The following is a 12734-nucleotide window of genomic DNA, read 5'->3' on the forward strand; positions in this document are numbered from 1 at the left end:
TCTTTCGTCAGCGCGCGCCGCTAGCTCAGTTGGTTAGAGCAGCTGACTCTTAATCAGCGGGTCCGGGGTTCGAGTCCCTGGCGGCGCACGTAAGAAGTGGGCGTTTCCGGTTCTCCGGGAACGCCCACTTCGTCATGCGCGCGCACCTCTCGCGGCCCCGGTTCCGTCGCGGCCCCGGTTCCGCTCGACGCTCACCGCTCCAGGAGCCCCGCCCGGTCCTGCGCGCGGTAGAGCGCCAGCAGCGCCGTCTCGTCCTCCGCGGTGAACGGGCGGTACGCGGACCCGGCGGGCGCGGCCGGTGCCGGGGTCAGGGGTGTCCACCACACCGGCTCCGGGCAGCGGAAGCCGGACCGGCGCAGAGCCACCCGGTGGATCTTGTTCGTCGCCGTCACCGGCAGCGCCGCCACCGTCCGTACGAAGCGCGGCGCCATCTTCGTCCCGAGGTCGGGCTGGGCGGCCAGGAAGGCCACGAAGTCGTCCGGGTCGAAGGCGGCGCCGTCGCGCAGGGCCAGGGCCGCCATCACCTGGTCCCCGGCGACGGGGTCGGGCACCGCGTACACCGCGACGCCGGCGGCCGGGGCGTAACGGGCGAGGATGTTCTCGATCATCGCGGCGGCCAGGTTCTCGCTGTCGACCCGCAGCCGGTCGTCGGTGCGCCCGGCGAAGTGGAAGAAGCCCCCGGCGTCCCGGAAGAAGAGGTCACCGGTCCAGTACCAGCCCGTGCCGGCCCCGGCTCCCGGGCCGCGGGTGCGCGCGGCGGTCGCCCCGGGATTGCGCCAGTAGCCCTCGAAGGAGCTGCGACCGCGGTTGACCAGCTCCCCTATCGCCTCCTCCCCGTTCAGCAGCCGGCCCGCCGCGTCGAGCCGGGCGCGCGGCAGCTCGGTGCCGGTCGCCGGGTCGACCACGGCGAGGTCGTCGCCCGGGGCGGGCCGGCCGAGGGCACCGGGCGGGGTGTCCGGTGTGCGCCGGAGGGCGGCGCCGCCCTCGGAGGAGCCGTATCCCTCGGTCAGCCGGACGCCGAAGCGGGCGGCGAAGCGGGCCGCGTCCACGGTGCCCGCCTCGGTGCCGAAGCCGTTGCGCAGCGGGTGGTCCCGGTCGTCCGGGGCGGGCGGGGTGGCCAGCAGATAGTGCACGGCCCGGCCGACGTAGGTGAAGTACGTCGCCCCGTAGCGGCGCACGTCGGGGAGGAAGGCGGAGGCCGAGAAGCGGCGGCGCAGCGCGATGCCCGCCCCGCCGGCGAGCGCCGGGGCCCAGCCGGCGAGCACGGCGTTGCCGTGGAACATCGGCATGCACAGGTAGTGGACGTCGTCCCGGCGCACCCCGAAGGACCGGGCCAGCTGCGCGCCGGCGGCGGCCAGCCGCCCCTGGGTGCACAGGGCGGCCTTGGGGGCGCCGGTGGAGCCGGAGGTGAAGCACAGCAGCATCCGGGTGGCCGGGCCGGGTGGACGGGCGCCGGGCAGGGGCGCGATCCCGTCGGGCGGTGTGCCCTCGTACGGCGCGAGCAGCTCCCGGTACGCGGGGTCGTCCACGACGAGGACCCGGCCGGGCGGCACGGTGAGGTCGAGGCCGGCCAGCAGCGGCAGGTGAGCGCGCTCGGTGACCAGCAGCACGCAGTCGGTGTGCCCGATGTCCCGGGCGAGCTCCGGCCCGCGCCGGGTGGGGTTGATCCCGGCGACGGCGGCCCCGGCGAGCGCCGCCGCGCCCAGCCACAGCGGATACTCCGGCACGTTGTCGAGCAACACCCCGACGTGCGGCTCCGCACCCCGGGGCAACAGCTCCCCCAGCAGCGCCGCCCGGGCGGCCGCGCCGGCCGCCAACTCGTGGTGGGTGAGGGCGACTCCCCCGAACCGCGCGCCGGTCCGGTGGTCGCCCCACTGCGCCTGTACGAGCTCGGCGACGGTCCCGGCACCGGAACCTGCCGTGCTCCTCGTGCCGTCGGCTGTCATGACGCGGAAGCGTAACTGACGGCTCGTCAGGTCGACAGTCCCGTGGTGCCCCGGACCGCCCGGGAGGGCCCGGCGGCCTCCCCGGGGGAAGACGGGGAGGCCCCGAGGGGAATTCAGCACTGCCCGTGGCGAGCAGGGAGACACCGAGGACGCCGAGGCCGATCACGGCAGCGCTGAGCTTTGTGCGCATGCCTCGCCCCTGAAGAACGTGGGGGTCGAGTCCGGATCGCGTGCGCCGCCTTCTGACCGCGGAGGGCGCCCTCGCCGCCCCTTCGCCCCGGAACGCGGCCTGGTCCGATCGGCGGCACGGCGGGCGATGAGTTCTCGCCGGCCGGGGAGTCAATCGGACACAGGCAGCTTCCGCATCCGAAAGGCAGCACCATGAGCACGCTGATCGTCACCGCGTTCCTCACCCTGGACGGCGTCATGCAGGCCCCCGGCGGCCCGGGCGAGGACGTCGACGCCGGCTTCGAGCACGGCGGCTGGCAGGTCCCGTACGTCGACGAGGAGTTCCTGCGCCTCATGACGGAGACCTTCGAGCACACCGCCGACCACCTGCTGCTCGGCCGGAGGACCTACGACATCTTCGCCGCCCACTGGCCCCGGGTCACCGACCCGGACGACCCGATCGCCGTAAAGCTCAACGCCATGCCCAAGTACGTCGCCTCGCGCACCCGGGAGAGCCTGGAGTGGCACAACTCGCATCTGCTGAAGGGCGAGGCCGCGGAGTCCGTCGCCCGGCTCAAGGAGCAGCTCGACGGCGTGATCATGACGCAGGGCAGCAGCGACCTGATCCACACCCTCCAGCAGCACGACCTCGTCGACGAGTACCGGCTGCTCGTCAACCCGGTGGTCCTCGGCACCGGCAAGCGGCTGTTCGCCGAGGGCGCCGCTCCTGCCGCCTGGAAGCTCACGGCCTCCCACGCCACCGGCGCGGGCGTGCAGTACTGCGTCTACGAAAGGGCGGGGCAGCCCACGTACGGGTCCTTCCAGCTGGACGAGCAGGAGTGAGGCCCCTGGACGCGCGCCTCGCCGCGCGACCGCGCGCGGGCCGGGACGGCCCGTGGGGCGGTTCGTGGGGCGGGCCGGCCCCGGCGGTGCCCCGGCGGCGTCAGGCGGCTGCCGGGAGCGGGGCCGTGCCGGGGCGGGCGGCGGCCTGCACGAGCGCGGTGTAGGTGCGCCGGAGCGCGATCAGCGACTCCTGGGCCTCGCGGTAGACGGCGGCGTCCGGGCCGCCGCGGTGGGCGAGGGTGCGTACGGGGGCGCAGTGCCGGTCCATCGCGCTGAGCCAGGCGCGGTGCTGCGCCGGGAGGTGCCGGCGCAGCAGCTGGCGCCGCCCCTCGCCCATCCGCCGGCCCCCGATGCCGAGCACCGCGTCGGCGGCCTGGAGCACCGGCGGCTCCAGGGCGCCCTGTTCGGCGAGCGCACCGAGCACCGCGCCCTGCTGTGGCGTCGCCGGCGCGGCCGCCAGCTCCGCCGCCTCGGCGTGCAGCTGGGCGCGCAGGGCGTGCTGGACGCGGACCAGGCGGCGGAGCGCCGTCGGGGTGGAGGAGTCGTCGGGCGAACGGCCCGCGAGGGTGTCGGCGAGCCGGAAGAGCCAGATGCCGTGCGCCTCCAGCCGGGTCGCGGCCAGCATCAGCCGGTCCAGCCGGCTGAGCGGCTGGCCCTCCGGCGCCCAGCGGACGATCGGTACCAGCGCTTCGGTGCGGGCGAGCTGGTCGATGGGGATGTGGCGGCGCGGTTTGCGCTCGGGTGCCCAGTTGTGGAGGGCGAGGGTGGGCAGGGCGACGAACTGGTCGTGGTCGATGCGGTGCGCGATGGCGGCCCACAGCTCCAGGAACGCCTCGTCGGCGACCTCGCGGGCGGCCGGCGCCTGCGGGTCGAGCCCGCACCATCCGCAGGACACCGCGATGACCGCGATCCGCATCGCGGCGGCCTCCGCGTTGCGCAGCGAGAGGCGGGAGACCCGCTGCCGCAGGGCGGTCAACTCCTCGGCGCGCCGGGCGCGTTCGACCAGCGCGACGGCGGCCGCACGGTCCGGCGCGACCGCGGCGGCACGCGCCATGGCGTCGAGCCGGGTCCAGGTGCCGATCATGGCGCGGACCGGCGGGCGCTCGGGCAGGAAGCCGTGCGCACGGGGGGCGTGGGGGGCCGGCGCGCCGGCCCCGTCGGGCAGGGCCGGTTCCGCACCGCGCCGCGGGGTGGGGACGCGGTGGGCGGAACCCTCGGGCACACGGTGGGCGGGCCCGTCGGGAACACCGTGGGCGGGCCCGGCCGGGGCCGCCTTCACGGCCTCCTCCGCCGTCACCCCGGCGGCCGGCCCGTCCTCCGGCGCCGTCACCCTCGTCGTCATCGCCGCAGTCATTGCCGTCGCCGTCGTCATCGCCGTCGTCATCGTCACCCTGTCCCCCATCAGCACTTCCCCGCGAGCAGCCGGGCCAGGTGGGCGTCCATGTCCAGGTGGGCGCCCTCGTGTCCTGGTGGCACGATCGCCACGGTCTGTTCCAGCCAGGCGGTCAGCTCCGTCGCGCGTACGGACATCTCGCACACGCTGTCGTCGGTCGACAGCTCCAGGTGCACCCGGCCCGCCTCGCCCGGCCGGCGCAGCGGCCACACCCGGACGTCCCCCTCCCCCACCTCGTCGTACAGCCCGCCCAGCAGGAGGTCGCGGGCGAACAGCCAGGTGGCGAGCGGGCGTCCGCGGCTGAGGAAGGCGACCTCGACCTCGTACGGGCGGTCGCTGCGATAGCCGAACCGGCCGGCCACCGGAACTGTTTCGTCCGGCCCGAGGAGGAGCTGCATCTCAAGGGTGCGCTTGGCTGTCGACACCACGACGATCAACCTTTCCGACGGAGGGGCGAGTCCCGGGGACCCGGTCCGGGGCGCGCGTCCTGGCAGACGTTGCTGTGGAGGGCGGGGTTGCAGGAGGTGAAGGAGGAGTGACGGACGCCATGGCCCGGCACCCGTCCGGGTCTGTTCAGTTCTGTCGCCCTGGCGGCCCCCTCACCCTCTCAACCGGCAGGAGATATCGCATGTTGACGGGGCAACTGCTGACCGACGACCACGGAAACCCCGAACTCGATCTTCACAGAGCAATTCGGACGGCTCGGCAGTCCAAGGTCCCGAAAGCGCGGGCCTTCCGGCCCGTACGGAACACGCCCCCGGCGAGGTATTCACAGAACCGACCACACGAGGGTGACCGGGATCACACCTCCCGAGTGCGTGAGGGGCCCGGCCCGGGGTACGGAGCACCGCTCCAGGTCGTGTAATGTTTTCCAGGTCAGCGCGCGCCGCTAGCTCAGTTGGTTAGAGCAGCTGACTCTTAATCAGCGGGTCCGGGGTTCGAGTCCCTGGCGGCGCACGTAAGACTGAGGCCCCTCGCATCGCGAGGGGCCTCAGTCGTTCCCGCCATCGGGCGTTGCGGGCATCGGGCGTCGCGGTGGGGGTCCCGCGGGTGGCGGTCCGTGCGGGCGGCCGGGGCCGAGGGCCGGCAGGCCGCCCGCGGGACGCGGTCAGGCGGCCGGTCCGGCCTCCACCGGGGCGGCCGGGGTCGTCGCCCGCGGCGCACCGAACAGCCCGGTGATCATCCAGCACAGGAGCGGCGCCACGGCGCCCGCCACGGCCGTCCAGGCACGCCACCCGCCGTCCACCGGGAGCACCAGCGCCCCCGCGGCGGCCACCGAGACGGCCGCACCGAGCAGCACGCCGGCCGGCACCGTACGGGCCCAGTGGCTGCCGAGTTCCAGGAGACGGGTGTGGCGGGCGGTGTCGACGGTGAAGGCGTCGGCGATCCGGGCGGCCTCCGCCGCGGGGAGGCGGCCGGGCAGCTGCCAGCCGTCGTCCGCGACGAAGTCGGCGGGCACCTTGCCGCGGGGGCCGGCCGGTTTCCACAGCAGCCAGCCCGCGGCGCCGGTGAGCAGCGGGGCGGCACGCCGGTGCGAGGCCGCGAGCCGGAGGGGAACGTCGCCGGTGTCGGTGTGCAGCATCAGGCACGCGTAGCGAGCGGAACCCTTCCCGGACCGGGACCCGGACCCGGCCCCGGCGTCGGCCCCGGTCCCTGCGTCGGTCCCGGTATCGGCACCGGTCCTGGCATCGTCGCCCGTCGGTCGCTCCACGTGTTCCGCCACCCCGGCGACCGTCGCCCGCAGCGCGGTCCAGTCCTTGCCCACCCGGCGACCGCCGCGGGGCGGACCGGTCACGGCCGTGCCCACGCAGAACGCGGCGAGGGCGGCGACGCCCCACAGGACGCCGGCCACGGCCGCGGTGCCGTACGGCAGGGTGCGGCCGGCGAGCTGCGCCTCGACCGCCGAGCGGGTGTCGGCACCGACCGCCCCCAGGTCGGGCCGCTGCGGTACGTACGCCACCGGCAGGGTGTCCCCCACCTGCCGGACCCCGCGGTGGACCTCCGCCCGGAAGGTGGCGGGGACCCCCGCGCCGCCGTGGGGCGCCGGCAGCCGGACGGTGTAGTCGGCCTCGGACGAGGCGCGGCTGCTGCTGCCCGCGCGCTCGACACCGCCGACGGCGACGACCGGCAGCTCCTTGATCACAAAGTCGGCGTCGGCGATCCGGCCGGCCACGGCCCCGCGGTCGGGGGTGCCGGCGCCCAGGGTGCAGAAGAGCACCAGGACGGTCGGGACGGCGAGCGCGACGGCGGTGACCCGGGCCCAGGGCCAGCGGGAGCCGTGGAGCACCGCGGGGAGCGCGGTACCCGTCCCGGGCGCCGGCGCCCGCGCGGCGTCCAGCGCCAGCTCGTACCCACGCGCCGGTGTGACCCGCCCCGCCCGCAGGACCGTCCCGGTGAGCGCGACGACGCATCCGGCGAGCGCGGCAACGGCCGCCCACACCACGGCCGTACGGAGCGGCCCCGCATCCAGCAGCAGCCACCCGCCGGCGAGCACGACGAGCCCGGCCACCCCCACCACGGTCACCCCGCGGCCGACCCGCACCGCCCCGGCGCTCACCCGAACGCTCCGAACACGCTGGTATCCGGCTTGTCCTTCACCTTGTGGGCACCCTTCTCGTTCTGCTTGCCGGCGTCTTCCTGCGCGTCCTTGACGTCGTTGCCGTCCTCACCGGCACCCATACCGATGGTGCCGTTGATGCCGACGTCGATGCCCAGTTCGCGGGTTCCGTTGAGATTCTGCCCGTCGACGGCGTGATGGGTGGCCGCGCCTCCCGCGGCTCCGCCCAGGCCGCCGAAGGCCGCACCGATGGCGATCTGGGTGGGGTCGTTCTCCTCACCCTTGATCGCATTGTTGGTGAGGTCGCCGATGACACTGGCCCCGGACCCGCCGAGAGCTCCTGAGACAGCGCTCTCCGCGAGGCCGCCGCCGAGCCGACCACCGATGAGAGCGCCTGCGCCGGCGCCGCCCAGGGCGCCATAGCCCGCGTTGATGGCGTTGTCGCTCCACTCGGGCCCTTTGCCGCTGATCACACTCGTGCCGACGCCGGAGGCGAAGCCGCCCGCGTACTGCGTCCCCATTTCGACGAGGAAACGCTGCCATTTACCGGCCCGAGCAAATGTCTGGACTGCGCGAAACGCCTTGGCCACCTTGCTCAGAATGCTGCCGAGCCGGGTTGCCGCGCGCGCGGCCTGCGCCGCGAGACGGGCCGCGTTGGCCGCGCCGGCGGCGGCACCGAATCCCACGGTGACGAAGGACAGGGCGATTCCGACACCGACCGAAACGCCGATTTCCAAGTAGATCTCGTGGATTTCGTCATTAATCGTCTCGATGGAGTCGGCGGCCTCATCGAGCCCCTTGGCGGCCTTCTCGAAGACCGGGACAGTTTCGTCGACGGCCTTCTTCAGCTCGCTCCAGTGCGCCTTGAAGGCGTCTGCGGAGTCGCCGCGCCAGTGCTCGCCGAGGGTGTTCTCCACCTGGGTGTCGAGGGTCCTGAACATGGAGTCGAGGTGCTCGCCCATGGTGCGCCAGCCCCGGGCTGCGTTCCGCAGAACATCCGGCCGCCCACCAGGGTTGACGATCTCGATGCCCGCCTCGTAGACCTTCTCGGCGACGCCCTCTTCACTCACTTGCCGTCACCCTTGAACATCTCAGCCATGACGTCGTCCGCGGCCTCGGTGTTCTTGGCGTTTCCGCGCATCCCACCACCGATGCCGTCCAGGTGACGGTGGAGATTACCGAGGGACTTCACCATGTGCTCGGCCAACTCGATGTAGGAGGACGTCACTTCCTCCGATTCGGTGAGCAGTCCGAAGCCGTCGTGGATCTGCTCTTCACCGACCTTGCCGGAAAATTCCTTGACGTACTGCTCCAAATCGTACGCATGGGTCTCGAAGCTCTTCCCCAGCTTGGTCAGTTGCGCCGCATCGATGTACATATCGCCGGCCATGGCACCGCACCCCCGATTCCGTGAATTGGCTCTACACACTGCCAGTTGAACGGAGACTTTGCCAATGCAGGAGGTTCTCTTTACCGACACTACTTCGCCATGCGGACACCGCCGTCGACTTCAGCCATCACATCAAAAGCCGTACAAAGTCCGGCAGTTACGAAGCGCGACGAAAGCAAGGGGTGCGCGCTGCGTCATATGGCGTCCCGCATTGCACGGCCATATCCGTATACGCCATGGTCCTCCTTGCGATCATGAGTCCGGTTTCGGGACCCTGACCTGGTAACTCGGCTGAAAAGAAGCGGAGTTGCGGCGAGTTGAGGACAAAAGGATGCGCCGGATGGCGTGATGTGGACGTGGGGAGTCCGCCGCTTGGCAGGATCGCTGAGCGTGCATCACGTAACCGGCGGACGGCCGTCACCGTCCGACGGTGTGGGCGGCCGACATCAGTGAGCCCGGGTCGGTCGAGGGGGACCGAGGTGTCGGGCCACCACCAAATGGCGCGCGGCCTGCGCTGCGTGCGGGGGGATGATTCATGACGTCGCCGCCTGACGACGCCCGGCCACAGGGCTCCTTCGATCCGTCCGCGACGGCACGCCTGCGCGTGCCGCGCCAGCACTGGCAGCGGCGGGACCGGCGGGGGCCGCTGCCGCGCTACGACTACGAGCACTACAGCCGGCTGGCCGGGCCGCTCACCGATCCCGGCCCGGACGGCCCCTACCGGGTCCGCTACCGCTCCCTGCTGGCCGGCGAACCGCATCGCCTCCGCGCGACGCTGCTGCTGGGCGCCGCGCCGCTGGTCTCGCTGGGGCTGCTCGCCTGGCTGCTCCAGCCCGCCCACTGGACCCAACGCGACTATCCCGAGCACGCGTTCCTGCCGGCGCTGGACACCGTGATGCTGGTGTCGATCGGGCTGATCGAGTTCTTCCGCTGCATGAACGTGCTGTCCAACGCGCACGCCACCCTCGTCGCCCGCGACCCCGTCCCGGTGATACCCGAGCGCGGCACCCGCGTCGCCTTCCTCACCTCGTTCGTGCCCGGCAAGGAACCGCTGGAGATGGTGACGAAGACGCTTCAGGCGGCGGTACGGGTGCGGCACCGCGGTCCGCTGCACGTCTGGCTGCTCGACGAGGGCGACGACCCGCAGGTCAAGGAGGTCTGCCGGCGGCTGGGAGTGCATCACTTCAGCCGCAAGGGCGTACCGGAGTGGAATCAAGCCAAGGGGCCGCATCGCGCCAAAACCAAACACGGCAACTACAACGCCTGGCTTGCGGCCCACGGCGACGACTACGACTTCTTCGCCTCCGTCGACACCGACCACGTCCCGCTGCCCAACTATCTGGAGCGGATGCTGGGCTTCTTCCGCGACCCGGACGTCGGTTTCGTCATCGGCCCGCAGGTGTACGGCAACTACGACACCTTCGTCACCAAGGCAGCCGAATCCCAGCAGTTCCTCTTCCACGCGCTGATCCAGCGGGCCGGAAACCGCTACGGCGCCCCCATGTTCGTCGGCACCTCCAACGCCGTACGCATCAGCGCGCTCAAACAGATCGGCGGCCTGTACGACTCGATCACCGAGGACATGGCGACCGGATTCGAGATGCACCGGCACCGCAATCCGGCCACCGGACGGAAATGGCGCTCGGTCTACACCCCGGACGTCCTCGCGGTCGGCGAGGGACCCACGGCCTGGACGGACTTCTTCACCCAGCAGCTGCGCTGGTCGCGCGGGACGTACGAGACGATCCTCAAGCAGTTCTGGAAGGCGCCGTTCACGCTGTCACCGGGCCGGTTCTTCAACTACGCCATGATGGTGATCTTCTACCCGATGTCGGCGCTGAACTGGATCCTGGCGGCGCTCAGTTGCGCACTGTTCCTGGGCCTCGGCGCCTCCGGCGTCCAGATCGACCCCGCGGTGTGGATGATGCTCTACGGCAACGCCTCCGCACTGCAGATCGGGCTGTACGTGTGGAACCGGCGGCACAACGTCTCGCCGCACGAACCCGAGGGGTCCGGGGGCGTCGCCGGCATGGTGATGTCCGCGATGTCCGCGCCGATCTACGCCCGGTCGCTGTTCGACGCGGTGCTGCGCCGCAAGAGCAGGTTCGTGGTGACGCCGAAGGGCGACTCCTCCAGCCCGGACACCCTGTTCGGCACCTTCCGGGTGCACCTCTTCTTCCTCGTCGTCTTCGGTGGCTCGCTGGGTGCCTCGTTCGCCCTGGGACACAGCCACCCGGCGATGATCACCTGGGCGTCGCTGGCGCTGCTGATCACGGCGGCACCGATCGTCGCCTGGCGGACGGGCGTACGGAGCGCGAGACGGCGGACCGCGGCCGGCGCGGACGACGGCCGGACCGCTTCCGCGGCTGAGGCCACCGCCGACGGGCCGGGCGGCACGACAACGGCCGCCGGAGAGCCGGCCACCTCCGAACAGACCCTGCACATCGCCCTTGGGGGACGTCACACATGAAGTACCGTCCGAGCCGTCGCGTACGCAGAGTGGCGATAGCGACGGGTGTGGTGCTGGCACTGGCCGGGATGAACGGGCCGGCGCTCTACGGCTTCGCTTCGGAGCAGTACCACCAGTACAAGATCAATGAGCCCGAGTACAAGGCGGCGAACGGCCACTGGGACGTCGTCGACGTCCCCGCGGCGTACCGCATCAACACCATTCACGCGGCGCTGCTGCACACCGGGAAGGTGCTGCTGGTCGCCGGATCCGGCAACAACGCCGCGAACTTCAAGGCGAAGTCGTTCCGTACGGTGCTGTGGGACCCGGAGCGGAACACCTTCAAGAACATCCCCACCCCCAAGGACCTCTTCTGCTCCGGGCACACCCAGCTCCCGGACGGCAGACTGCTGGTGGCCGGCGGCACCCAGCGCTACGAGAAGCTCCAGGGCGACGTGAAAAAGGCCGGCGGCCTCATGATCGTCTACAACGAGGATCCGGACGCGCCCCGCACCTTCCCGGCCGGCACCCGCTTCACGGGCCGGCACAACGGCCGGACCTTCGCCTCCAAGGACCCGGTGGTGGTGCCGCGGGCGAAGAAGACCAAGGATCCGGCCACCGGCCGGGTGACCGTGACCCACAGCGAGGCGCGGGTCTACGTCGAGGCCCTCCAGGACGGCCCCGCCCACTCCACCGGCTCCCAGGACAACTACCGCATCCACGGCCTCACCGGCGCGGCTGCCCGCAACTTCTACGGCATCGCGCAGAAGCTGTCCTTCGACAAGAAGGACTTCCAAGGAATCAAGGACAGCTTCGAGTTCGACCCGGTGGCCGAGCGCTACCTGCCCGTCGACCCGATGAACGAGGCCCGCTGGTACCCGACGCTGACCACCCTCCAGGACGGCAAGGTCCTCTCGGTCTCCGGGCTCGACGACATCGGACAGGTCGTCCCCGGCAAGCAGGAGATCTACAACCCGACGACGAAGAAGTGGCGCTACCTGCCCTCCCGGCGCTTCTTCCCCACCTACCCCGCGCTGTTCCTCACCGACCGCGGCCGGGTCTTCTACACCGGCTCCAACGCCGGCTACGGCCCGGACAACGTCGGCCGCACCCCGGGCATCTGGGACCTGAAGTCGAACGCCTTCCGGCCCGTGCCCGGGATCAGCGATCCGGACATCCTGGAGACGTCGATGTCGGTACTGCTGCCGCCCGCCCAGCAGCAGCGCTACATGGTGCTGGGCGGCGGCGGGGTCGGCGAGGACCCGCGGTCCACGAACCGGACCCGGATCGTGGACCTGCACTCCCCCGCACCACGCTTCAAGGACGGGCCTCCGCTGTACGCCAAGGCCCGCTACCCGAGCAGCGTGATCCTGCCGGACGACACCGTGCTGACCACCAACGGCTCCGGCGACTACCGCGGCCGCAGCGACTCCAACGTGCTCAAGGCGGAGCTCTACGACCCGGCGGCCAACCGCGCCCGGCAGGTGGCGGACCCGCTGGTGGGCCGCAACTACCACTCCGGTGCGCTGCTGCTGCCCGACGGCCGGGTGATGACCTTCGGCTCCGACTCGCTCTACGCCGACAAGGACAACACCCGGCCGGGCGTCTTCCAGCAGCAGATCGACCTCTACACGCCGCCCTACCTCTTCCGGAAGTCCCGGCCCGAGCTGACGGACCGCGACAGTAGGACCGTCCCCCTCGGCGGCACGGCCACCTACCGCGCCGCCCACGCCTCGGCGATCAAGAAGATGCGGCTGATCCGGCCCGGCTCCTTCACCCATGTCACCAACGTCGAACAGCGGTCGGTGGCCCTGGACTTCACCGTGACCAAGGGCGGCGACGGGGTGACCGTCACCCTGCCGAAGGACCCGTCACTGGTGCCGCCCGGGTGGTACATGCTCAACGCCGTGGACGGCCGGGGGACGCCCTCGAAGGCGGTGTGGGTGAAGGCTGTCTCTTATACACATCTGACGCTGCCGACGATCTAC

Annotated in this window: 9 protein-coding genes and 2 tRNA genes; 5 read left to right on the forward strand and 6 right to left on the reverse strand. The window is 71.9% G+C overall.

Translation table 11 applies throughout. From position 1 onward, the window contains the following. Positions 1-14 precede the first annotated feature (14 nt). Positions 15-88, forward strand: a tRNA-Lys gene (locus OO62_RS34200). A gap of 103 nt (positions 89-191) precedes the next feature. Here OO62_RS34200 and OO62_RS34205 read toward each other — a convergent pair. Further along, entirely contained in the window at positions 192-1946 is a 1755-nt protein-coding gene (locus OO62_RS34205) for an AMP-binding protein (protein ID WP_033271598.1), read from the reverse strand. A 381-nt stretch (positions 1947-2327) separates the two neighbouring features. On the opposite strand from OO62_RS34205, the gene OO62_RS34210 reads away from it, so the two are divergent. Further along, entirely contained in the window at positions 2328-2957 is a 630-nt protein-coding gene (locus OO62_RS34210; protein WP_033271599.1) for a dihydrofolate reductase family protein, read from the forward strand. A gap of 100 nt (positions 2958-3057) precedes the next feature. Here OO62_RS34210 and OO62_RS34215 read toward each other — a convergent pair whose 3' ends face one another. Together OO62_RS34215 and OO62_RS34220 are read right to left on the reverse strand one after the other, a co-directional pair. Next, the gene (locus tag OO62_RS34215; protein ID WP_228332454.1) at positions 3058-4359 is read right to left on the reverse strand and encodes a hypothetical protein; all 1302 of its coding nucleotides are present in this window, start codon (positions 4357-4359) and stop codon (positions 3058-3060) included. Continuing rightward, positions 4359-4775 (reverse strand): SsgA family sporulation/cell division regulator, encoded by a 417-nt coding sequence (locus OO62_RS34220; RefSeq protein ID WP_228332455.1) that lies wholly within the window; start codon positions 4773-4775, stop codon positions 4359-4361. Before OO62_RS34220 ends, OO62_RS34215 begins: the two co-directional genes overlap by 1 nt. Before the next feature lie 458 nt (positions 4776-5233). Here OO62_RS34220 and OO62_RS34225 point away from each other — a divergent pair. Then, positions 5234-5307 (forward strand) — tRNA-Lys (locus OO62_RS34225). A gap of 151 nt (positions 5308-5458) precedes the next feature. Here OO62_RS34225 and OO62_RS34230 read toward each other — a convergent pair. Genes OO62_RS34230 through OO62_RS34240 form a run of 3 tightly spaced genes read right to left on the reverse strand, consistent with a single transcriptional unit; the run spans position 5459 to position 8297 of the window. After that, positions 5459-6907 (reverse strand): hypothetical protein, encoded by a 1449-nt coding sequence (locus tag OO62_RS34230; protein ID WP_033271601.1) that lies wholly within the window; start codon positions 6905-6907, stop codon positions 5459-5461. Continuing rightward, entirely contained in the window at positions 6904-7977 is a 1074-nt protein-coding gene (locus OO62_RS34235; RefSeq protein WP_033271602.1) for a WXG100 family type VII secretion target, read from the reverse strand. Before OO62_RS34235 ends, OO62_RS34230 begins: the two co-directional genes overlap by 4 nt. Beyond that, positions 7974-8297 carry a hypothetical protein gene (locus tag OO62_RS34240; protein ID WP_033271603.1) on the reverse strand — a complete coding sequence of 108 codons (324 nt, stop codon included), beginning with the start codon at positions 8295-8297 and terminating at the stop codon, positions 7974-7976. The genes OO62_RS34235 and OO62_RS34240 overlap by 4 nt, the downstream gene beginning before the upstream one ends. A 535-nt stretch (positions 8298-8832) precedes the next feature. On the opposite strand from OO62_RS34240, the gene OO62_RS34245 reads away from it, so the two are divergent. After that, on the forward strand, positions 8833-10767 hold the full coding sequence (locus tag OO62_RS34245; protein ID WP_033271604.1) for a glycosyltransferase family 2 protein: 1935 nt from the start codon (positions 8833-8835) through the stop codon (positions 10765-10767). Then, a partial coding sequence (gene glxA, locus OO62_RS34250; protein WP_051733850.1) for a radical copper oxidase GlxA occupies positions 10764-12734 on the forward strand: 1971 nt, incomplete at its 3' end. The genes OO62_RS34245 and glxA, both read left to right, overlap by 4 nt.

The organism is Streptomyces lydicus, from assembly GCF_000717345.1.
In the GTDB taxonomy this organism is placed as follows: Bacteria; Actinomycetota; Actinomycetes; order Streptomycetales; family Streptomycetaceae; genus Streptomyces; species Streptomyces lydicus.